This is a genomic window from Ruegeria sp. CH10 (genome assembly GCF_056537125.1).
The window spans coordinates 211,479-231,899 of the sequence record NZ_JBQFQY010000003.1 but is presented as its reverse complement, the minus strand read 5'-3'; the positions used below and the strand labels follow the sequence as shown (position 1 = coordinate 231,899).

19 protein-coding genes are annotated in these 20,421 nt (G+C 61.1%); 7 read left to right on the top strand and 12 right to left on the bottom strand.

The genetic code is table 11. The features are described from left to right. The first annotated feature begins 1 nt into the window (after position 1). Positions 2-772 (top strand): peroxide stress protein YaaA, encoded by a 771-nt coding sequence (yaaA, locus tag ACRZ94_RS11315; RefSeq protein ID WP_480653337.1) that lies wholly within the window; start codon positions 2-4, stop codon positions 770-772. On the opposite strand, the gene ACRZ94_RS11310 is transcribed toward yaaA, so the two are convergent. Together ACRZ94_RS11310 and ACRZ94_RS11305 are read right to left on the bottom strand one after the other, a co-directional pair. Further along, positions 763-1,221 (bottom strand): VOC family protein, encoded by a 459-nt coding sequence (locus ACRZ94_RS11310; protein ID WP_480653335.1) that lies wholly within the window; start codon positions 1,219-1,221, stop codon positions 763-765. The two genes, yaaA and ACRZ94_RS11310, sit on opposite strands and share 10 nt — an antisense overlap. A 9-nt stretch (positions 1,222-1,230) precedes the next feature. Continuing rightward, positions 1,231-3,432: a response regulator gene (locus tag ACRZ94_RS11305; RefSeq protein WP_480653333.1), complete on the bottom strand. Its 2,202-nt coding sequence runs from the start codon at positions 3,430-3,432 to the stop codon at positions 1,231-1,233. A gap of 115 nt (positions 3,433-3,547) precedes the next feature. Between ACRZ94_RS11305 and ACRZ94_RS11300 the strand changes: the two genes are divergently transcribed. Next, positions 3,548-4,390 carry a 2-keto-4-pentenoate hydratase gene (locus ACRZ94_RS11300; RefSeq protein ID WP_480797368.1) on the top strand — a complete coding sequence of 281 codons (843 nt, stop codon included), beginning with the start codon at positions 3,548-3,550 and terminating at the stop codon, positions 4,388-4,390. On the opposite strand, the gene ACRZ94_RS11295 is transcribed toward ACRZ94_RS11300, so the two are convergent. The 4 genes from ACRZ94_RS11295 to ACRZ94_RS11280 are packed head-to-tail and all read right to left on the bottom strand — an operon-like array spanning position 4,391 to position 11,068. Next, the gene (locus ACRZ94_RS11295; protein WP_480797367.1) at positions 4,391-6,433 is read right to left on the bottom strand and encodes a hypothetical protein; all 2,043 of its coding nucleotides are present in this window, start codon (positions 6,431-6,433) and stop codon (positions 4,391-4,393) included. After that, a complete protein-coding gene (locus ACRZ94_RS11290) occupies positions 6,430-9,192 on the bottom strand; it encodes a DUF4159 domain-containing protein (protein ID WP_480653327.1) in 2,763 nt (920 codons plus the stop codon). The genes ACRZ94_RS11295 and ACRZ94_RS11290 overlap by 4 nt, the downstream gene beginning before the upstream one ends. Continuing rightward, complete coding sequence (locus tag ACRZ94_RS11285) at positions 9,189-10,064, bottom strand: DUF58 domain-containing protein (RefSeq protein ID WP_480653325.1); 876 nt, start codon at positions 10,062-10,064, stop codon at positions 9,189-9,191. Before ACRZ94_RS11285 ends, ACRZ94_RS11290 begins: the two co-directional genes overlap by 4 nt. Further along, positions 10,061-11,068 (bottom strand): AAA family ATPase, encoded by a 1,008-nt coding sequence (locus tag ACRZ94_RS11280; RefSeq protein WP_480653323.1) that lies wholly within the window; start codon positions 11,066-11,068, stop codon positions 10,061-10,063. Before ACRZ94_RS11280 ends, ACRZ94_RS11285 begins: the two co-directional genes overlap by 4 nt. Positions 11,069-11,132: 64 nt before the next feature. On the opposite strand from ACRZ94_RS11280, the gene ACRZ94_RS11275 reads away from it, so the two are divergent. Then, entirely contained in the window at positions 11,133-11,711 is a 579-nt protein-coding gene (locus ACRZ94_RS11275; RefSeq protein WP_480653321.1) for a DUF1285 domain-containing protein, read from the top strand. Here the strand turns inward: ACRZ94_RS11275 and ACRZ94_RS11270 are convergent. Beyond that, positions 11,708-12,649, bottom strand: a complete 942-nt coding sequence (locus ACRZ94_RS11270) for a DMT family transporter (RefSeq protein ID WP_480797366.1) — start codon at positions 12,647-12,649, stop codon at positions 11,708-11,710. The genes ACRZ94_RS11275 and ACRZ94_RS11270 overlap by 4 nt on opposite strands. Positions 12,650-12,823: 174 nt before the next feature. On the opposite strand from ACRZ94_RS11270, the gene ACRZ94_RS11265 reads away from it, so the two are divergent. Further along, complete coding sequence (locus ACRZ94_RS11265) at positions 12,824-13,579, top strand: hydroxypyruvate isomerase family protein (protein WP_480653317.1); 756 nt, start codon at positions 12,824-12,826, stop codon at positions 13,577-13,579. Between the two features lie 61 nt (positions 13,580-13,640). Next, a complete protein-coding gene (locus ACRZ94_RS11260) occupies positions 13,641-13,871 on the top strand; it encodes a DUF2798 domain-containing protein (protein WP_480653315.1) in 231 nt (76 codons plus the stop codon). 45 nt (positions 13,872-13,916) lie between these two features. Here the strand turns inward: ACRZ94_RS11260 and polA are convergent, their stop codons facing one another. Then, a complete protein-coding gene (gene polA / locus ACRZ94_RS11255) occupies positions 13,917-16,721 on the bottom strand; it encodes a DNA polymerase I (protein ID WP_480797365.1) in 2,805 nt (934 codons plus the stop codon). A 27-nt stretch (positions 16,722-16,748) separates the two neighbouring features. Between polA and ACRZ94_RS11250 the strand changes: the two genes are divergently transcribed. Further along, a complete protein-coding gene (locus ACRZ94_RS11250; RefSeq protein ID WP_480653311.1) occupies positions 16,749-17,240 on the top strand; it encodes a hypothetical protein in 492 nt (163 codons plus the stop codon). Between the two features lie 67 nt (positions 17,241-17,307). On the opposite strand, the gene ACRZ94_RS11245 is transcribed toward ACRZ94_RS11250, so the two are convergent. The 3 genes from ACRZ94_RS11245 to ACRZ94_RS11235 all read right to left on the bottom strand — a co-directional run bounded on the left by ACRZ94_RS11245 (position 17,308) and on the right by ACRZ94_RS11235 (position 18,831). Further along, positions 17,308-17,778: a hypothetical protein gene (locus ACRZ94_RS11245; RefSeq protein ID WP_480653309.1), complete on the bottom strand. Its 471-nt coding sequence runs from the start codon at positions 17,776-17,778 to the stop codon at positions 17,308-17,310. A 124-nt stretch (positions 17,779-17,902) separates the two neighbouring features. Next, a complete protein-coding gene (locus ACRZ94_RS11240) occupies positions 17,903-18,565 on the bottom strand; it encodes a YrbL family protein (protein WP_480653307.1) in 663 nt (220 codons plus the stop codon). A 95-nt stretch (positions 18,566-18,660) separates the two neighbouring features. Then, on the bottom strand, positions 18,661-18,831 hold the full coding sequence (locus ACRZ94_RS11235) for a zinc-finger domain-containing protein (RefSeq protein ID WP_480653305.1): 171 nt from the start codon (positions 18,829-18,831) through the stop codon (positions 18,661-18,663). An 87-nt stretch (positions 18,832-18,918) separates the two neighbouring features. On the opposite strand from ACRZ94_RS11235, the gene ACRZ94_RS11230 reads away from it, so the two are divergent. After that, entirely contained in the window at positions 18,919-19,911 is a 993-nt protein-coding gene (locus ACRZ94_RS11230; protein WP_480653303.1) for an ABC transporter ATP-binding protein, read from the top strand. Here the strand turns inward: ACRZ94_RS11230 and ACRZ94_RS11225 are convergent. Continuing rightward, positions 19,908-20,375 (bottom strand): DUF1203 domain-containing protein, encoded by a 468-nt coding sequence (locus tag ACRZ94_RS11225; RefSeq protein ID WP_480653301.1) that lies wholly within the window; start codon positions 20,373-20,375, stop codon positions 19,908-19,910. The two genes, ACRZ94_RS11230 and ACRZ94_RS11225, sit on opposite strands and share 4 nt — an antisense overlap. Positions 20,376-20,421 lie beyond the last annotated feature (46 nt).

Sequence of the window (20,421 nt, the reverse complement as noted above, 5' to 3'; positions counted from 1 at the left end):
TATGCTGGTAGTGATTTCCCCGGCCAAGCGGCTGGACTGGGCCGAGCGCGATGTGACGGTCACGCAACCCGATTTTCAGGACGACGCGATCCGCTTGTCGAAAACCGCCCGCAACCTGACGCTGGGCGATCTGAAAAAGCTGATGGACCTGAGCGATGATCTGGCGCGCCTGAACCGTGACCGGTACCGCGCCTTCTCAGACGCGCCCGAGGCCGATCTGACCCGCCCCGCCGCGCTGGCCTTTGCAGGCGACACCTATCAGGGGCTTGAGGCCGCGTCTTTGGATGCAGACGAAATGGCCTGGGCGCAGGATCACCTGCGCATTCTGTCGGGTCTTTACGGCATGCTGCGTCCGCTGGACGCCATTCAGCCCTATCGGCTTGAGATGGGCAGCAAGCTGAAAACCCGGCGCGGCAAGAACCTGTATGAATATTGGCGCGACCAGCTGAGCAAGGCGCTGAACGCCCAAGGCGATCAGATCGGATCAGATGTCTTGGTGAATTGCGCCAGCCAGGAATACTTCGGTGCGGTCGACCTCAAGGCGCTGAAACTGCAGGTCATTACGCCCGTCTTCATGGAAGACAAGGCGGGCACCCCCAAAATTGTCAGCTTTTTCGCCAAGAAAGCGCGCGGTGCCATGGCGCGCTACATCGTCCAACATCGCCTGACCGATCCCAAGGGTCTGCTGGATTTCGACACCGGAGGCTATGAATACCGCGCCGACCTGTCGGAAGAAGACAAACCGGTCTTTGTGCGCCCCTATCAGGCCTGATCCCGCATCGAGGGGTCATAGGCCACCAGTTCCACCGTATTACCTTCGGGGTCTTCGGTGAAAATGCCGCGCCAACCGATCCAGCCGAACTGTTCAACGCGGTAGGGCTGGCCCAGTTTGTCATACCAACGCATCACCGCCTCTTGTTCGGCAAAAGGCAGCGAGAGTGCGATGTGATGCAGGGACGACCCCGCCCCGGTCACAGGCGCATCAGACCCCGAGGGATGCAGGCCGGGACGCGGTGCTGCGGTGTGGTGAAACAGCGCCAGCACCTGCGTATGGCCGCCGAATCCCTGGGCAATTTCAAAGAATGTGATGGCACTGTTATGGTCGCCCATCAGGCGCTTTAGACCGATCACATCTTCGTAAAACGCAACCATTGCCGCCATATCGGCGCAGCGAATGGCGATCTCGCCCAAAGCGCGGGGCTGAAATCCACGATCTGTCATGAAACCAACTTAGTCAGCCGTGGCGGGGTCGGCAATCACGGGCAAGGTCTGTTCCGGTTGATGATCCAGGATCATCTGTTGGATTTTGCGTTTTTGCAGCGGTTTGGTCAGATAGTGGTCCAGCCCCGCCGCAAGGATGCCCTGGTCATCCCCCGCCATGGCATGAGCCGTCAGCGCCACAATGGGCACATGGCGGCCGGTCTCAACCTCACGCCACCGGATCTCCGAGGTCGCCTGTTTGCCATCCATCTTGGGCATCGAGATATCCATGAAGATCAGGTCCGGGTCGAATGTCTGATAGTATTCAACAGCCTCAAGCCCGTTACCTGCGAATTTCAGGTCAATATCCAGATCCTTGACCATCTTTTGCAGGATCAACTGGTTGGTTCGGTTATCCTCGGCCGCCAGAACGCGCATTTTGCGCGGGTGGTCCGCGGTCGGCGCGGGCTGAACGACGGGCGCGTCCGGCTGCGGGTCCACCGGCGCGCGACCCAGAGTGGTCAGGCGGGCATAAAGCTCGGCCCGCGGGATCGGTTTTTGCAACACACCTTCGATCAGATGCCGGGCCGGATTGGCGTGGATGATGCCGGGATTGGCAGACATCACCACCACCGGAACATCGCCCCAGCCGCGGTCTTTCAGCGTTGTCGCCAGATCCAGCCCGTCCATATCCGGCAGGTCATGATCGCACAGCAGCAGGTCCACGGAATCGTCCACGGCCGCCAGCGCCTCGGCCCCGGTGGCGCAGACCGTCACGCGTGAGCCCAACCGGCCCAGCTGTTTCGACAGGATCGCGCGGTTCACGGCCAGATCCTCGACCACGATGACATGGCGCAGACGCCCGTGAAGATCGGGCGGTGCGGGCTGCGGCCCCTCAACCGTGGGCAGCGACACCCGGAACCCGAAACATGATCCCTGACCCGGCTCACTTTCGACCCAGACCGAGCCGCCCATCAGGGTCACCAGACGTTTGGTGATCGCCAGACCCAGCCCGGTGCCTTCGAATTCGCGGTTTTTCGCATCCTCGACCTGATTGAACTCACCAAAGATATGCGTGACCTTTTCAGCCTCGATCCCGATGCCTGTATCCTCGATCGCCACGTGAATGTCGCAGCTGTTTGTCTCGGCATTCGGCACCCCGGTCACGCGGATCAACACATGCCCGTCCGAGGTGAACTTCACCGCGTTGCCGACCAGATTGGTCAGCACCTGCCGGACACGTCCGGGATCGCCCACAAAGAGTGTCGGCAGGAACAGGTCGTAATCCACCAGCAAAGACAGCCCCTTGTCGCGCACGCTGGGCTGCAACAGCATCGCGACCTCAAGAATGCAGCGTTCGAAGTCGAACTGTTCAGGGTGCAGGATCAGCTTGTCCGCTTCGATTTTCGAATAGTCCAAAACGTCGTTGATGATCACCAACAGCGCCTCACCCGAATTGCGGATGGTGTTGAGGTACAGGCGCTGTTCCTCATCCAAAGGGGTTTCCGACAACAGCTCGGTCATGCCGACAATGCCGTTCATCGGGGTTCGGATCTCATGGCTCATATTGGCCAGAAAGGCGGATTTGGCTCTGTTCGCGGCCTCGGCCCGTTCGCGGGCGGCGTTCAACTCGGCCTCATTGCGGACGGTGGCGGTGATGTTCAGGCCAAGGCTGATGACGTCACCACCATTGCCGCGCTGGTCGATCATCTTGAAATACTCGCCATTCCACAGCTTGATCACCACCGATTCAGGATGCGGCAGCGTCCAGCGCTCCAACATTCTGCGCCGCCAGTCCGAGGCCGGTTCCGTGCCGATATCCACAAGGCCCTCGTCGGTCAGAATCTCAAGGATACGCGCATAGGAAATGCCCGGAGCGACCTCATCCAATCCGTCAAACAGCATCAGATAGGTGGCATTCGCCGCGATCAGACAGTTCTGGTGATCAAAGAAGGCAAAGCCATCCTGAATGGTCTGCATGGACTGCCACAACCGGCGCTCGGCCAGTTCCATCTTGGCATTCGCGCGTGTCAGATCGGATTTGACCTTTTCGTTTTCGCCGCGCACCGTTTCAACCTCGGCCTGGGTTTCACCGATGCGTTTGGTCAACGCCACAGCATGCAGACCCAGCTTGCGGTTGGCTGCCGAAAGCTCGGCCTGTTTCATCTCTAACAGGCGTTCCGCCGCCAGACGCGCGCGCCGTTCCTGCGCCAGTTTGTTTGCAAGACTCATCTTAGATTATCCTGGGTCGGTCGGGCACAGCATCCGGGCAGAGCGTGAAAAAGTGCTTAAGCCGTTGCCGGAACGATGCGCGCCGTGTCAGAGTTTCGGCAATGAAAGGTTTGCCATGCGTCCCATCCAACTGATCTGCGTGTTCGCCTTATCCGCTTCGGTCGCACGGGCCGATTGCGCCACTGACGAACAGGTCGCGCAATTTGTGTCAGACTACCTGAGCAACACCCCGACCGCAGCCTTGTCCGCCACTGGAAATATGGAGGATGCGCTGTGCACTCAGGCCCGCATTGTCGCTGCATTAGAGCCGCATCTGGGTCCTGTCATTGGCTACAAGGCCGGTTTGACCAGCCCGCCTGCGCAAAACCGGTTCGGCGCGTCCGAACCGGTACGGGGCGTGCTGTTCCGCGACATGATGCTGAGCGATGGCGCAAGGGTTCCGGCGCAATGGGGTGCCCGTCCGGTGTTTGAGGCCGATTTGATTTTGGTCGTTGGCGATGCAGGCATCAATCAGGCCACAACCCCAGTTGAGATCATGGAGCATATCTCGGCCGTTCATCCCTTTATTGAGCTACCCGATCTGACCCTCGCCGAAGGTGAACCGATTACGCCGGAAACCCTGACCGCCATTGGAGTTGCGCCAAAACTGGGCGTATTGGGTGCAGAGATTGCGGTGTCAGACCCGGCGGCCATGACGCAGGCACTGGCCGATATGACCGTTACGCTCCTCGCAGCGGATGGTGAGATTCTGGCACAGGTCCCGGGCACTGCGGTTCTGGGGCATCCGGCCAATGCGGCGCTATGGCTGATGTCAAAAGGCATCTCGTTCCAGCCCGGAGACCTGATCTCGGTCGGGTCATTCGGGCCGCTTGTTCCCCCCGCGAAAGGCAAAGGGGGCGCGTCGGTCACCTATGCCGGGTTGCCGGGTAATCCTAGCGTCAGCGTGGTGTTCGAGTAATCAGCGCCGCCCCTCGCGCAGCCACCCGCCCAGCAGGAAACCACCTGCCAGCAGCAGAACCAGCCATGGCGGCAACAGCCCGGCCTGCGTGACATCGCGCGTTTCATAAGCGTTGCGCGGGGTCAGGCCAATCCAGCCGCGCCCGGCAGCGGGACGCCCGGCGCGCACCTCGCGGATCGCGGGCAGGCCATCTTCAACCGCCAGCGCGCCGCCCCGCATTTCGGCCAGCAGGGGCGCAAGAACCTCATCGGTTGCGATTGTGCGCTCAAACTCTTTCGGCGCGGCAGGGCCAAGGCCGATCACGGCAGACTGATCGCCCTCTTGCAGGCGGTACAACCCAATCTCGGGGCCGAAATACTGTGCCTCGAACCGGCCCGGAGAGACCTCGTCCAGCGTGATCTCAAGCGTTTTACCGTTGGGACGGGTGATGGTGACGGGACCGATCTCATCCCCCAGCGTCTGGCGGATGATACGCATGACCTGACCGTTGGCTTCGGCCCACATGGCCTCTTCCTCAAGCTCGGGCTCTTTCATCATCCAATGGGCCAGACGGCGCAGCAGTTCCAGCTGCGGGCCGCCGCCTTCAAAGCCGCGACTCCACAGCCACGCATGGTCCGACGCCAGCAGCGCCACGCGCCCTTCGCCCACGCGGTCCAGCACCAGCAGCGGACGGTCATCAACGCCGGTCATCAACATCTCGCCCGAACGCTGGCTGACATCGATCTGGCGCAGCCAGGCCCCCCAATCCTCGGAATCGCCCAGTTCGGTGGTCACAGGGTGGCGGTGCCCCAGATCGGTCACCATTGGCACAAAGCGTTCCTCAATCACCCGCGCCGTGGGATGGGCTGGCAGGATCGGGGCCAGTGGTGAGCGGAAGATACTGTCGGCACTGGCAAAATCCGGGCCTGCCGCGACCAGAACCGCGCCGCCATCGTTGATATACTGGGTGACGTTATCCAGATAAATCGCAGGCAGGATGCCCCGGCGCTTGTAGCGGTCAAAGATGATCAGATCGAAATCGTTGATCTTTTCCAGAAACAGCTCGCGCGTTGGAAAGGCGATCAGCGAAAGTTCATCCACCGGCACGCCGTCCTGTTTTTCCGGCGGGCGCAGGATGGTGAAATGCACCAGATCGACCGAGCTGTCGGATTTCAGCAGGTTGCGCCATGTGCGCCCACCCGGATGCGGCTCACCCGAAACCAGCAGCACCCGCAGCCGGTCGCGCACGCCGTTCATCTGGATCAGCGCCGTGTTGTTGCGATCGGTCAGTTCCCCTTCGGCGCGCGGCACGGTGAATTGCAGCACATTGCGCCCGCCATGGGGCAAGGCAATCGGCAATTCCACATCGACACCAATAGGAATGGTGAACTGCTCGGGCTCGGCCCCGTCAACCGAGACCTCAAGCGGCGCGGTCAAGGCACCGGCCGGGGCGGCACCGCTGTCTTCGACCCGCAACGTTAGGGTCACCGGCTCATCAATGATGGCAAAGGCAGGGGCGTTGCGGACAATCAGGCGGCGGTCCCAGTCACTTGCCCGACCGGTCTGCAGCAAATGCAGCGGGGCGGGCAGGTCCGGGGCCTGATCCACATCGTGAACGATCCCGTCCGAAACCACCAGAATACCCGCAATCCGGGCGCGCGGTTCCTCGGCCAGCGCGGCATTCAGCGCCGCCATGACCTGCGTGCCCGCGTCGCCATCGCCATCCCCGACCGCGATCCGGCGCAGTTCCGTGTTGTCCCGGCTTTCAATCTCGGCAGCCAGGCTGTCGGCGGCCTGCGCTGTCTGTTCGGCCCGGTCCGACAGGCTCTGGCTGGCGCTTTGATCTTCGATCATCAGAACGATATCGGTCAGGGGCGCGCGATCTTCGACCTGATAGGCGGGCCCGGTCAGCGCAGCGATCACGACCACGGCCGCCAGCCCACGCAGAGCCCAGCCCGACAAACCGCGCCACAGGGCCAGTATCACACCTGTGCCTGCAATCGCTGCGACAATCGCCAGAACGGGCCATGGCACCAACGGATCGAATATGACGGTTCCGGTCATTGTCCCAACCTGTCCAGCAAAGCAGGCACATGCACCTGATCGGATTTGTAGTTCCCGGTCAGCACATGCATCACCAAATTCACGCCAAAGCGGTTCGCAAGCTCACGCTGACGCTCGCCCGCATAGCCCCGACCCACCGGCAACAGCGCCTGACCGTTGCGGTCCACGGCCCAGGCCGAGGCCCAGTCATTGCCACCGATGACCACCGGCGTCACGTTGTCATTGAGGTTGCGGAAGGGCATCCCCTCAATCTGTTCGGCATCCAGCGGCGCGGCCTCAACCCAGACCTCGGTCCCGGAATAGCGGCCCGGGAAATCCTGCAACAGGTAGAACGCACGGGTCAGCACGTGATCACGTGGAACAGGCTCTAACGCGGGGATATTCAGAGGGGCGGCCAGCTGTTGCAGCTTGCGACCATTGGGGCTGGAGGCCCCGAACCGCGCCACATCCGCGTCGCGCGTATCAAACAGGATCATCCCGCCCGAACGCAGATAGGCGTTCAGCTTGGCATAGGCCTCGGCCGAGGGCTGCGGCTGATCCGGCGTGACGGGCCAGTAGAGCAGCGGAAAGAATGCCAGCTCATCCCGTTCCAGATCGACGCCCATCGGGTCCACAGGTTCGACCGAGGTGCGATAGAACAGCGTCTGCGCCAACCCCCGCATGCCCGCATGGGCCACGTCGTCGACCTGTGCATTGCCTGTCAGCACATGGGCCAGCACCAGTTCCTGCGTGGCCGTCAGGGCAAACTGCGTATCCTCGGGCGTTTGCGCCTGACCCTGCGGCGCAACCAGCATCGCGCCCAGCGCAACGGCTGCCGCCTTGGCCAGACCCAAGCGCCCGGACAGGGCCAGCGAGGCCAGCACATCGACGGTCAGCAACACCAGCGCGAGGCTGAGAAGCAGCCCCCCGATCGGGGTTTCCGTACTGACCTCCTGCCCCTTGATCGGTACATCCGAGGGCCAGCTAACGGGGCTGAGGACGGTATCGTCGGACAGCACGTTCAACGCCAGTTTCTGCTTGCCGCTTTCATAAAGCCCCGGTTGCAGATCAGGGCCAATCGCGCCACCAAGCAACTCTGCCCCGTCCACTCCGGCCAGGTTGCCCGCATCGGACAGGGTGCCAAAGCCATCCATGACCTGAACAGGCTCCCACGTGGTGCCCTGCAACTGATCCTGCTGACGGGTCTTGGCGGCTGAGGCCACGGCAAGCCGATCCAGCATCTCAACGAACAGGCCCGACAGGGGCAGGCTGGACCATTCCGCATCTGCGGTCACATGAAACAGAACGACCTGCCCCAAGCCCAGCGGTTTGCGCGTCACCAGCGGCGTGCCATCCGAGAGCGACGCAATCACCCGATCCGCCAAGTTAGGGTCTGGTTGCGCCATGACCTGCGTGGTCACCGTTACATCCCCCGGAACCTGCAATCCGAAAAAGGGAGAGCCTTCGGGGAACGGAGCCAGTCCCTTGGCCTCACCCCAGCTCATGGCACCGCCGACCGAACGGCCGCCGCTGCGCAAGCGCACCGGCAACAGCGTGTCTTCGGCATCCCGGCCCAGATCACTGGCCGCCATACGCGGCCCGGCAAAACGCAGCAGCAAACCGCCCTGCTCAACCCATTCTGTCAATGCCGATTGCTCACCATCTGACAGCTTTGCCACATCGGCCAAAACGATCACGTCGGGATTGGCGGGCAGAACTTCCAGCAAGCCGCCCTCAACAAAATCCGCCGTCGGGCTGAGAACCTGCGTCAGGTAATGCAGGGGCGAGAGCAGCTCCAGCCCTTCGCGATTCAGCGTGCCCGCAATCAGCGCCACCTCACGCCGGCGCAGGCTGTCATCGGTCAGGGTCAAGGCGCCGGCAGAGCGCTGGCCCTGAATCTCAAACCTTGTGATCCGCGCGCGCAACTCAGATGGCAGCGCCAGGTCTACCTGCGCCAGTGTCTCACCACTGGGAAACTCCAACTCGACCGATTGCAAAACCCGCATCACTCCGGCGGGGTCGCGGCCTTGCGCCAAAACGGTCATGCTGTCGGCAGGTCCGGCCTCGGCCCGCTGAGCGGTCAGTTGGATCACGCCATCCTGATAAGCGGCGGGCAGCAGGCCCAGAACCGGTGTTGCGGCCTGATAGACAGTGACTGCCCCGCGCGCTTGGAGTGCTGCCAGAACGCGGTCTTGCCCTTCAAAGGCCAAACGGTCGCTGAACCAATGGGTGTCAAAGCCACCGTCCAACTGGCCGATAGCGGCCACTGCCTGATCGATCTGCAATTCGGTGGGTTGCCATGGTGTCGGGGTCAAACCGGGCAAACGTCCGCGCCACGCTTCTGCGGCTTGGAATACCGGCTGTTCAGGCTCCGTCAGGCTCAGGATGGCCACGGTGCGGCCTGCGCGCCCGGCTTCGGACAATTGCGCATCGATCTGATCGAGGGTTGAGGACCAGCGCGTGGCCCCGGCCCAGCTGGCATCAAGCAGCAGCAGCAAAGGGCCCGTTCCGGTCTGATCGCGGGACGGGTTCAGGACCGGTCCGGCCAACCCAATGATAATCGCCGCCGCGGCCAGCATTCGCAGCAGTAACAGCCACCACGGGGTCCGATCCGAGACACTCTCTTCATCCTTCAGACCCAACAACAGCGTCACGGCAGGGAACAAACGTCGGATCGGCGCAGGTGGCACGGCGCGCAGGATCAGCCACAAGATCGGCAGGGTCAGCAGACCCAGCAGCACCCATGGTGCAGTAAAGCCGATGCCCGCCAAAACCGTCATCGCGTTCCCCCATCCAGCGCGCGATAGAGCCACAAAAGAGCCGCCTGTGCACTGTCACCGGTATGGTGCAGGCCCAATTGCCAGCCTGTGGCGCGACACAACCGGGTCAGCGCATCCTTGCGCTTGGCAAGCCGCTCAAGATAGCGATCCCGCAATTCTCCAGCCTTGAGCGTTTCATGCCGCACAGACCCACCGACGCTTTCGAAAATGGTGCGACCACGGTAGGGAAATGTCTCTTCCTTGGGGTCGAGCACCTGCAGCAGCACACCCCGGACTCCGCGATCTGCGGCTTTGGTCAGGGCCAGCTCAACCTCGTCCAGCGACCCAAGGAAGTCGGATATGAACACAGCCCGCGCATGGGGGATCATCGCGCGGTGTTCGGGCGGGGCGTAGTCGGTCTCGGAATCCTCGGACCAGGCCTGCGCCAGCCGCACGATCTGCGCATTGCCCCGCCGGGGCGGCAAGGTGGTTCCGGTTAGACCAACACGCTCGCCGCCCCGCACCAGCAGAATGGCGATAGCAAGCGCCAACAGACGCGACCGGTCGGCTTTCGGGGGCAGCGTCTTGTCAGAGGCAAACCGCATGGATGCCCCCTGATCAATCCACATCATCACCGATTGCGCGATCTGCCATTCGCGTTCGCGCACAAATTGCTGATCCCCACGGGCCGACCGCCGATGGTCGATCATACGACGGCTGTCACCGATCTGCGCCGGGCGGTATTGCCAGAAATCATCGCCCAGACCGGATCGTCTGCGCCCGTGATCGCCCAGCAGGACGGTTCCGGCCAGATGTTCGGCCCGTGCCAAAAGGGGCGGGAACCGGGACGCCTCGGCCTCGGACCTTTCGCGAAGGGTCAGCGCGGCATTCACGCCGCAGCCTCGGTGCGGGCCAGACCTGCGGCGGTGCTTTCGATCAGATCGGCAAGGCTGTCACCCCGCGCCCGTGCCGCAAAGTTCAGCGCCATCCGGTGGCTGAGAACGGGGCGTGCCATGTCCAGCACATCCTCGGCATTGGGCGCCAGCCGCCCCTGCAGCATCGCGCGCGCGCGCACCGTCATCATCAGCGCCTGCGCCGCACGGGGACCGGGGCCCCATGCAACGGTCTCAGCAACGCGCTCGGACACGCCGGCCTCTTCGGGGCGGAAGGCGCGGACCAGATCGAGGATCAGTTCAACCACGGACTCCCCCACCGGCATCCGGCGCAGCAGAACCTGCGCGGCCAGCAGCTCTTGTTTGGTGAAAATCTCATGCGCCTCTTCTTCTTCGACGCCTGTGGTCGCCAGCAGAATATCACGCTCGGTCTGGCGGTCCGGGTATTCCACGTCGATCTGCACCAGGAACCGGTCAAGCTGCGCCTCGGGCAAGGGATAGGTGCCCTCCTGTTCGATGGGGTTCTGCGTGGCCAGCACGTGGAAGGGGTCACCCAGCGACCGATCCTCACCCGCCACAGTCACCGTGCGTTCCTGCATCGCCTGCAACAACGCCGACTGGGTGCGCGGGCTGGCGCGGTTGATCTCATCCGCCATCAACAGTTGGCAAAAGATCGGACCCTGAATGAACCGGAAATGGCGGGAGCCATCCTCGGCCGTGTCCAGAACCTCGGACCCCAGAATATCGGCGGGCATCAGGTCGGGCGTGAACTGGATACGGTTGCCATGCAGGCCCATCACGGTCGACAACGTCTCGACCAGCCGCGTCTTGCCCAGACCGGGCAGGCCGATCAGAAGCGCATGCCCGCCACACAGCAACGCGGTCAGCGTCAGGTCCACGACCCGTTCCTGTCCGATAAAGCGGCGGGTGATCGAGGCCTTGGCCTCTTGTAGTTTGGTTTCCAGCGCTTCGATCTCGGACACGAGGTCGGCAGGTTCGGTCATGACTTTCCCTTCCGTGGACTATTATAAGTTGAGTGTATCGCGCTGAGAGGAAATGGCAAAAGCAATGAGCGGACAAAAAGCTGTGACACCTTCCCCTGATGGCCTGGCTGCATCAGTCAAAGCGGCCAAAACCAAGGGTTTGCCCCCTGTTCACCTGTGGAATCCTCCGTTTTGCGGCGATTTGGACATCCGCATCGCCAAAGATGGCACCTGGAGTTATTTAGGGTCGCCCATCAACAGGTTCGAGCTTGTGAAGCTTTTTTCCTCAATTCTTAAGAAAGAAGGCGGGAAATACTATCTGGTGACCCCGGTCGAAAAGGTGGGAATCACTGTCGACGATGCGCCGTTTGTGGCCGTCGATTTCGACGCAGAGGGCACGGGCGAGGCGCAGAACCTGATCTTTACAACACATGTTGGCGACACCGCGCTGGCCGGGCCGGACCATCCGATCCGAATTGTCATCGATCCCGAAACAGATGAGCCGTCACCCTATGTATTGGTTCGCACAAACCTTGAGGCGCGGATCGACCGCAAGAGTTTCTATCGCCTTGTCGACATTGCCACCCACCGCGATGGCTGGTTCGGCGTGTGGTCCGGGGGACAGTTTTTCCCGCTGATCCAGTCTGACGCCCTGCCCGATTAGGCCGGGCGCGCCACGCGGCGATCCTGCGCCAGCACAACGGCCACAGCAACAATCCCCGCGCCCAGCGCGCGGGTCCAATTCCACTCATCCCCCATCGCCAGCATGATCAGCATCACGTAAAATGGCGCAATATTGATGTGGAATGAGGTCAGGGCCACCCCGATCTTGCCAATCGAGGCGATGAAGAACACCTGGCTCAACCCCATTGAGATCAGCGCATAGATCATCAGCATTCCGGCCTGCTGCACATCAAACGCGATGGTCGGCATGACCTGCATGCCCATCTGCCTGGCACCAAAGAACAGCATCAAGGCCACGACCAGCCCGCCCGCAAAGGTAATCGTACTGCGCCCGGTCTGGCTGAGCTCGGGAAAATCGCGCGCGGTTGCCATGCTGGCCCAGCAGAACAAGGCGGTCGACACGATTGCACACAGGGCCCCCAGCCCCAATTGCGCCGGAGCCAGCGCGCTGGTCGCAATCAGCCCCCCGATGATTGACACCATGACGCCCAGCGCAAAATTCCACCGCAGACGTCGCGCCCCCGTCGCCAGCTCGATCACAGTTGCAAACAGCGGCGCGCATGAGGCGATGATCGCCACAGTCACTGGGTCCGTGAACTTTTGCGCCAGAATGATCAGGAACATGGCCACACCCAGAACCCCGCCGACCATCAGCGCATGGCCCCACCGCGCCCCCAGAACCCGGCTGGGCCCGTCGATCAGGATCCAGATCGGCACCATGACCGCCACCGCAAGCCCTAGCCGCGCCACAAACAGCGCAACCGGCGGCCAGCTTTGCAACAGCACCTCAGCCGCCGGAAACCCCGCCGCCCAGGTCAGCATCGAGGCGACCGCCAGCCCGTTGCCAGTCAAAACCGGGCTGCGTCCGGCAGACACAGAAAGGGTGTTCCCGCGCGCGGGGTCAGGGCTCATCGCCATGGGGCCAAACCTTCTGTTGAACGGGGATCGGAATTGATTCGCCGCGTTGGCTCTGAGGGTCGTTGATTTGAAACGACCATTCTGGTCGATTTTCGACAATCTGTCGTTTTTGGTCCTCTTTCACCCAAGTCAGCCTGCCGCTAAGGTCAGCATGAAATCGCCCCGAGACCCCGCATGCCCAAATTCGCCGCCAATATCTCGCTGCTCTTTACCGAGCTTCCCTACCTTGAACGGTTTCAGGCCGCCGCCGAAGCGGGCTTCAAAGCTGTTGAGATTCTGTTCCCCTATGATCTGGCCGCCAAGGAAACCCGCCGCGCATTGCTGGCCAACGGGCTTGAATTGGTGCTGATCAACGCCCCGCCACCCAACTATACCGGGGGTGAGCCTGGGTATGCCGCCGTTCCGGGGGGTGAGGCACGGTTTCAATCCGACATCCGCCGTGTGATGCGCTATGCTGGTGTGCTGAAACCTGCGCTAATCCACATCATGTCAGGCTATGCCTCAGGCCCCGAGGCGCGGGATACATTTGTGCGGAACCTGCAATGGGCCGCGGATTATGCCCCGGACCAACAGTTCACAATCGAGCCTCTCAACCCGGTGTCCCAGCCCGACTATTTCCTGAATGATTACGATCTGGCAGCCGAGGTGCTGGACCATGTGAACCGCCCCAATGTCGGTCTGCAATATGACAGCTTCCACGCCCATATGATCCACGGCGACGCCCATACCGTTTGGGAACGCTTTCATACGCGGGTGGTGCATGCCCAGATCGGCGCCGCCCCGGATCGCTCGGAACCCGGTCGGGGGGTCACCGATTTCAAGCACCTGTTCTCCGCGATGGAGGCTGCGGGCTATATCAACTGGGTCAGTGCCGAGTATACCCCATCGACGCCCCGCACGACCGACAGCCTGGGGTGGATGCGGGGCTAGCTCTGGTCTTTTTGGGCAAAATCAGGCAGGTGAACGCATCGCGACAATCAGGATGCCCGATATGATCCCTGCCCGTTACGCCCGCGCCATTTTCAGCCTGATCATGTCCGGCCTGATGTCCTGCATCGTGACCGGTATCGCGACGGTCAAGGCCATCGGGTTTGGGCCCACCACGCTGGGTGACTGGATGGCGTCCTGGGGGTTTTGCTGGCCCATCGCCTTCACCGTGATCCTGCTGCTGGGCCCCACGGTACAACGTGTGGTCAACCGCCTGGTCAGTCCCACGGACTGACCCGCTGCGAAGAGGGCCCGCCGGGCCTGATGAGCAGCGCCTGCCTCAATGCGCCTCGGCCCAGTTGGCCCCCTGGCCTGCATCCACGCTCAACTTGACGTCCAGCTTGACCGCAGGGTCCGAGGCCCCTTCCATCACGTCCCGCGCCACGCCGATCACCTGATCTACTGCGTCTTCGGCCACTTCGAACAGCAATTCGTCATGCACCTGCAACAGCATCTTTGCAGGTAGCCCGTCGATCGCATCCGGCATCCGCACCATCGCGCGCCGGATCACATCCGCAGCCGTCCCCTGAATCGGAGCGTTAATCGCCGCCCGACGCGAGAATCCTGCATGCGGCCCTTTGGCGTTGATCTCGGGCGTATGGATTTTGCGGCCGAACAGCGTCTGGACATATCCGTTCTCTTTCGCAAAAGCGATGGTGTCGTCCATATAGGCTCTGATACCCGGGAACCGCTCAAAATACCGGTCAATGAAACTCTGCGCCTCGGCGCGGGGAATGCGCAGGTTCCGCGCCAGACCAAAGCCGGAAATCCCGTAGATCACTCCAAAGTTGATCGCCTTGGCCTGCCGCCTGATCTCGGACGTCATCTCGTCCAGCGGCACATCGAACATCTCGGACGCGGTCATGGCGTGAATGTCCAGACCATCCGCGAACGCCTGTTTCAGCGCCGGAATATCCGCGATATGGGCCAGAATCCGCAGCTCGATCTGGCTATAGTCGAGGCTAACCATCACATTGCCCGGCTCGGCGATGAAAGCCTCGCGAATGCGGCGACCTTCCTCGGTGCGCACCGGGATGTTCTGCAGGTTCGGATCGGTCGAGGCCAGACGGCCCGTGTTGGCCCCGGTGATCGAATACGACGTATGTACCCGGCCTGTATCGGGATTGATATGGGTCTGAAGCGCATCCGTGTAAGTCGACTTCAGCTTGCTAAGCTGCCGCCAGTCCAACACCCGGCGGGGCAGTTCATGCTCGGTGGCGAGGTCTTCCAGAATATCCGCCCCGGTCGAGTATTTCCCGGTCTTGCCCTTCTTGCCGCCCTCAAGACCCATCTTGTCGAACAGAATCTCGCCCAGCTGCGCGGGCGAGCCGACGTTGAAGTTCTCACCAGCCAATTCGTGAACTTCAGCCTCTAACCCGGCCATTTTCTGCGCAAACGCGTTGGACATGCGGCTGAGGACATCGCGGTCAACCTTGATGCCGTGCATCTCCATTTCTTTGAGAACCGGCACCAGAGGACGTTCGAGCGTTTCATAAACCGTCGTTACCTGCACCTGATGCAGTTGCGGTTTGAACAGCTTCCACAGGCGGAGGGTGATATCCGCATCCTCGGCGGCATAAGCGGTGGCCTCATCAATCGGCACCTTGTCGAAAGTGATCGCCGATTTGCCCGAACCCAGCAGCGGTTTAATCGGAATGGGCGTGTGGCTCAGATAACGTTCCGACAGGGTATCCATGCCATGCCCATGCTCACCGCCATGCATCGCATAGGACATCAGCATCGTGTCATCGATGGGGGCGACATCCACGCCATAGCGCGCGAAAATCTTGGCGTCGTATTTCATGTTCTGCCCGATTTTCAGGATCGACGCGTCCTCAAGCAGCGGTTTCAGCAGGGTCAGAGCCTCATCCAGCGGCATCTGCCCCTCGGCCAGCGCGTCCGAGCCAAACAGATCATCCGCCGCACCATCGCGGTGGGTCAGAGGGATGTAACAGGCTTCACCGGCCTCAATGCACAGCGAGATACCAACCAGATCAGCGATCATTTCGTTCAGGCCCGTGGTCTCTGTGTCAACAGCCACCCAGCCCCGCTCATAGGCCTGATCGATCCATTTTTGCAGCGCCCCCGCGTCACGAACACATTCGTATTTCGTGGCATCAAAGGGCAGCGCCTCGGCCTCTTCCACCTCAGCGACCGGCGCGGGCGCGTCGGCAATCACCGGCGCCTCGGTCCCCAGCTTGTCGGCAATGCGCTTGGTGAGGGTGCGGAACTCCATATCCGCCAGAAAGCCCAGCAGGGTTTCGGCGTCGGGGTCTTTCACCTCAAGATCATCCAGCGTGAAATCCAGCGGAGTATTTTCGTCCAGCTGCACCAGCTTTTTCGACAGCTCGATCTGATCGCGCTTTTCGATCAGGGTTTGGCGACGTTTGGGCTGTTTGATCTCTTCGGCGCGGTCAAGCAAGGTCTCCAGATCGCCGTATTCGTTGATCAGCAGGGCCGCAGTCTTGACCCCAATCCCCGGCGCGCCCGGCACGTTATCGACGCTGTCACCTGCCAGAGCCTGCACATCGACCACACGTTCGGGGCCGACCCCGAATTTCTCAACCACCCCGTCGCGGTCGATGCGCTTGTTCTTCATCGCGTCCAGCATTTCGACGCCGTCACCCACCAACTGCATCAGGTCCTTGTCCGAGCTGACGATGGTCACCCGCCCGCCTGCCGCGCGCGCCTGAACGGCCAGCGTGGCGATGATGTCATCGGCCTCGTACCCCTCAAGCTCTTTGCAGGCGATATTGAAAGCGCGCGTTGCCTCGCGGGTCAGGGGCATCTGCGGGCGCAGATCCTCGGGCATCGCCTCGCGGTTGGCTTTATAAAGGTCATAGAGGTCGTTGCGGAACGTGTGCGAGCCCTTGTCAAAGATCACCGCCACATGGGTCGGCGCATCGGGTCCGGCGTTTCCTTCGACATATTTCTGCAGCATGTTGCAGAACCCCGACACGGCCCCGATCGGCAGCCCGTCAGATTTGCGGGTTAGCGGCGGTAGTGCGTGATAAGCCCTGAAAATAAAGGCCGATCCGTCGATCAGATGCAGGTGACACCCTTTTCCAAATTCACTCTTGCTCATGGTGGCGCGCCCCTTACAGTGCTGATCATGTTCGTTAAGCGCATTTTATCCGCCATCCCGCTGTTGACCGCAATCACTCTTGTCGGCGCTCCGGCATATTCAGGCCCCAAGCTTCCGAAGGATTGTGTTTCGGATCAAACAAACGCGTCCAACTGCGTGCCGATTCTGGCCTGCCTTGGCAAAGGCGGCATCTATTTTTCCGGTCGCGCAATAGGCTGGAGTTCGGGCACCTTCGCGGGTCAAAGCAGCGCCGAGTTTGCATGCTATGGCGAATGGACGGCAAAAGGCACCTTCGGTTTGGGCGAGGCCAAGATCACCTGTGACAATGACCTGACCGGCAGGGCCTTTTTCACCTATCAGCACCCTGAAACGGGCACTGCGTCCGGGACGGGATTCATGAGCAACGGAGAACCATTGCGCGTTTGGACAGGTCATAACGTGGAGCAGTTTTTGCTGGATGAGTTTGGGAACATAGACACCGCAGCGCTCTGCCGGAACATCGCAAAGCCCGTCAGCTGATAACCGCCGCCATCTACCTGAACATACTTTTCTAGAGGCTTCCGTCTACGGTTGTTTAGGTCACCATCTATCCACCGAACAGCCCGCTGAACACGTCCGAGAAACTGTTCAGCAGGGCCATGATCACCATCACGCCGAGCAGGGCGAAAAAAGCAAAAGCAAAGAACTGAAACAGGATCGCACCCAGGCCGATAACAACACCGGCAATGGCCGGGCGCCGCTTTTCGTGGCGCAGGATACCGATCACCGAAACAACGATAGCCAGCCCGCCCAACATGGCCACACCGATACGCAGAAAATCATCCATGTCGCGGGTCCGCGCCACGGGATCGGGTTGGTCCAACCCAGCCGCGGAGCGCAAGGTGGATTTACCCAGCTCGGCCGCCAGTTCACCCAGCGACACCCCGGCGGACTGCTGAGGCGCAAACGGCCCGGCCCAAAACACAAACAGCGCCGCAAACATCGCAGCTGACGCAACGCAAAACCCGATCCATCCAAAGACCGGGCTGGCAGTATCCGTGTCAGAAACATCCGTCATTGCACTCCCCTCTCTTGGCCGCACTCCTGCATATCACGACAATCGCGGCGAGATTTTGGCAAAGGGGGATCGTTGGGACAGTCAGGGCGCGGCTGTGCCCGAAAAGGCATAAACCGTTAGCGATCTAGGCCATACGAAAGGCGCGGTCGGTTTTGTCCCAGATCAGCCCGGTCTGCTCTGCGATCAACTGCATCTGCTTGTTCAGAGACCGATCATTCAATCGACGGCTGAGCGTACGCAGTGGCACAAGGTTCCGTTCACCATAGCCATCAATCAGAAAGAACATGCGCACCTGATCCCGCATGCCGTGGACAATGTTCTGCGCATGAATATCCCGGCCCACGATCTGAAATTCGAACAGCTTGCGCACGAACACGTTCAGCTCATCCAGTACCGCATCGGTCAGCGCATGCTGCTTGCAGATGGACAACAGATCATGCGCAAGCGCGCCGTCTTCCGAACAAATCCGCTCAACCACCAGACCCGGCCCGACATCCGTCTGGACGATGCCAAAGGACCGCGCCAGCGGCATGTTCGAGATATCCAGACCGCTTTTCAGCGCCGCTTTCATCTCACACTCAATTTCCTTGAGCGCATTGCGAAACGCCGAATCCGGCAGCATACGCCGCACCACGCGTTTCGCAAAAGACCGGTTCCGCCGTGTCCGTGGCCGTGTCACCTTGACCAGCAACTCAGGCTGCTCGGGGCAGGCATAGACGTTTCTGTGGCCGCCTTTGGCCACAAGCTCCTGATCTGAAAGGTGCAATGTCTGCAGTGGAAAGAACACCTGAAGCACATCCTGAAATCACAAAACCAGCCCGCCGGATTTAGACTCTTTCTTCCGGCAGGAGAAGCATGTGTAACAGATTTGTGTCGGTTTTTTTAGTCTTTGTCGGCCAGAACGTATTTGCAATCGCAATAGGGGCATTCGACCCAGCCGGTATCTTCAGGGATCTGCAGCCAAACCCGGGGATGACCCAAGGCCCCCTCGCCGCCGTCGCAGGCGACACGGGTGGTTTCGACGATCCTGGTTTCCGGCGCTTCGATGGTCACGGCTGGCGATCCTTCATTGGTTGTCGGCCTCGCGGGCATGGTTTAGGTGCTTTTATGAGCGATGAGTAAACCGGGGGCAAGAGCCACATGAGTGATGCGGCAATCAGGATCGAGGGACTGCGCAAAACCTATCGTGGCGGCAAAAGCCAGCCCGAAAAACATGCGTTGAAAGGCATTGATCTGACGGTTCCACGCGGGTCGGTCTTTGGTCTTCTGGGCCCTAACGGGGCCGGGAAATCAACCCTGATCAACATTCTTGCCGGTCTGGTGGTCAAAAGCGCGGGCAATGTGTCGATCTGGGGATTCGATCAGGATCAGCATCCGCGCCAGTCCCGTGCCGCTATCGGTGTGATGCCGCAAGAGCTGAACCTGGACCCGTTTTTCACCCCGCGCGGCGCGCTGGAGGTTCAGGCCGGTCTGTATGGTGTACCCAAGGCGCAGCGCCGCAGTGACGCGATTCTGGAACTGGTCGGGCTTGCCGACAAGGCCGAAGCCTATGCCCGCACCCTTTCAGGCGGCATGCGGCGACGGTTGCTGCTGGCCAAGGCGCTGGTGCATCATCCCAAGATTCTGGTTCTGGACGAACCTACTGCGGGGGTGGATATCGAGCTGCGCCAGATGCTGTGGGCCAATGTGCGCAAGCTGAACGAACAGGGCATGACCATCATCCTGACCACGCATTACCTGGAAGAAGCACAGGAAATGTGCGACGAGATCGCCATCATCAACCACGGCGAAAAGATCGCGCAGGACAGCACCGCCAATTTGCTGAACCGCATGGACAGCCGCACCATGGTGATCGTCCCCGACGCGCCGGTCACTGATCTGCCCACATCCGAGGGGGTCGAGGCCACGCTGCGCGACGATGGCAGTGTCGTGCTGCAATATCGCAGCGCCCTCACCAGCGCCGAGCAGGTTCTGGAATCGGTGCGCGCCGCGAACATCCGCATCCGCGACGTCCGCACCGAAGAGGCCGATCTTGAGGATGTCTTCCTCGCCCTGACCTCTTCACGCGTCGACGACGCGCCGATGGATGATCAGGACCAACCCCGTCGCGGCATGCACCGGGTCAAGCTTTAGGCACGGTCGATCCGCGCATGGTAACAGTTGTTCAGCGCTGATCGGATATGGATGTAAGCCACGTCATCACGCGCGAATATGGTCTCTGCCGCTGCGCGCAACTGCGCCTGTGGCGTGATGACCCCGGTGCCGTAAACAACCCGGTCATCTGTACCGTATCCCTTGATCAGATAGTTGGGCGATGCGGTCAGTGCCTCGGGCAGATCGGCAGGTCCCTCATAACGCTGACAAGGCTCTGCACAAAGGTATATGGGTCCTGTTTCGGCAAATGGCTGCGTTCTGGGAAAGGGCCTGTGCGCCAGAACCAGCATCTCTTTTCCCTTCGGAATGTAAGTCAGGCAGTGACGACACGGGTTCCCCTCACCGTTCGAAATCGCATGCTCGGGCGGGTTGCCATAGCCGTCCGGTGCGCCGTTGCGATAGGCCTGAACCTGATCTGTGGGAAGGGCGGATATTTTCTGCATGATGTCTCTCCTTTTTTGATCACCCTGCCCGTCGCGATGACCTCAG

Bases quoted from the DNA above. Each gene is read 5' to 3' on its own strand.
- yaaA (WP_480653337.1), top strand. From the start codon at position 2: ATGCTGGTAGTGATTTCCCCGGCCAAGCGGCTGGACTGGGCCGAGCGC.
- ACRZ94_RS11310 (WP_480653335.1), bottom strand. From the start codon at position 1,221: ATGACAGATCGTGGATTTCAGCCCCGCGCTTTGGGCGAGATCGCCATT.
- ACRZ94_RS11305 (WP_480653333.1), bottom strand. From the start codon at position 3,432: ATGAGTCTTGCAAACAAACTGGCGCAGGAACGGCGCGCGCGTCTGGCG.
- ACRZ94_RS11300 (WP_480797368.1), top strand. From the start codon at position 3,548: ATGCGTCCCATCCAACTGATCTGCGTGTTCGCCTTATCCGCTTCGGTC.
- ACRZ94_RS11295 (WP_480797367.1), bottom strand. From the start codon at position 6,433: ATGACCGGAACCGTCATATTCGATCCGTTGGTGCCATGGCCCGTTCTG.
- ACRZ94_RS11290 (WP_480653327.1), bottom strand. From the start codon at position 9,192: ATGACGGTTTTGGCGGGCATCGGCTTTACTGCACCATGGGTGCTGCTG.
- ACRZ94_RS11280 (WP_480653323.1), bottom strand. From the start codon at position 11,068: ATGACCGAACCTGCCGACCTCGTGTCCGAGATCGAAGCGCTGGAAACC.
- ACRZ94_RS11275 (WP_480653321.1), top strand. From the start codon at position 11,133: ATGAGCGGACAAAAAGCTGTGACACCTTCCCCTGATGGCCTGGCTGCA.
- ACRZ94_RS11270 (WP_480797366.1), bottom strand. From the start codon at position 12,649: ATGGCGATGAGCCCTGACCCCGCGCGCGGGAACACCCTTTCTGTGTCT.
- ACRZ94_RS11265 (WP_480653317.1), top strand. From the start codon at position 12,824: ATGCCCAAATTCGCCGCCAATATCTCGCTGCTCTTTACCGAGCTTCCC.
- ACRZ94_RS11260 (WP_480653315.1), top strand. From the start codon at position 13,641: ATGATCCCTGCCCGTTACGCCCGCGCCATTTTCAGCCTGATCATGTCC.
- polA (WP_480797365.1), bottom strand. From the start codon at position 16,721: ATGAGCAAGAGTGAATTTGGAAAAGGGTGTCACCTGCATCTGATCGAC.
- ACRZ94_RS11250 (WP_480653311.1), top strand. From the start codon at position 16,749: ATGTTCGTTAAGCGCATTTTATCCGCCATCCCGCTGTTGACCGCAATC.
- ACRZ94_RS11245 (WP_480653309.1), bottom strand. From the start codon at position 17,778: ATGACGGATGTTTCTGACACGGATACTGCCAGCCCGGTCTTTGGATGG.
- ACRZ94_RS11230 (WP_480653303.1), top strand. From the start codon at position 18,919: ATGAGTGATGCGGCAATCAGGATCGAGGGACTGCGCAAAACCTATCGT.
- ACRZ94_RS11225 (WP_480653301.1), bottom strand. From the start codon at position 20,375: ATGCAGAAAATATCCGCCCTTCCCACAGATCAGGTTCAGGCCTATCGC.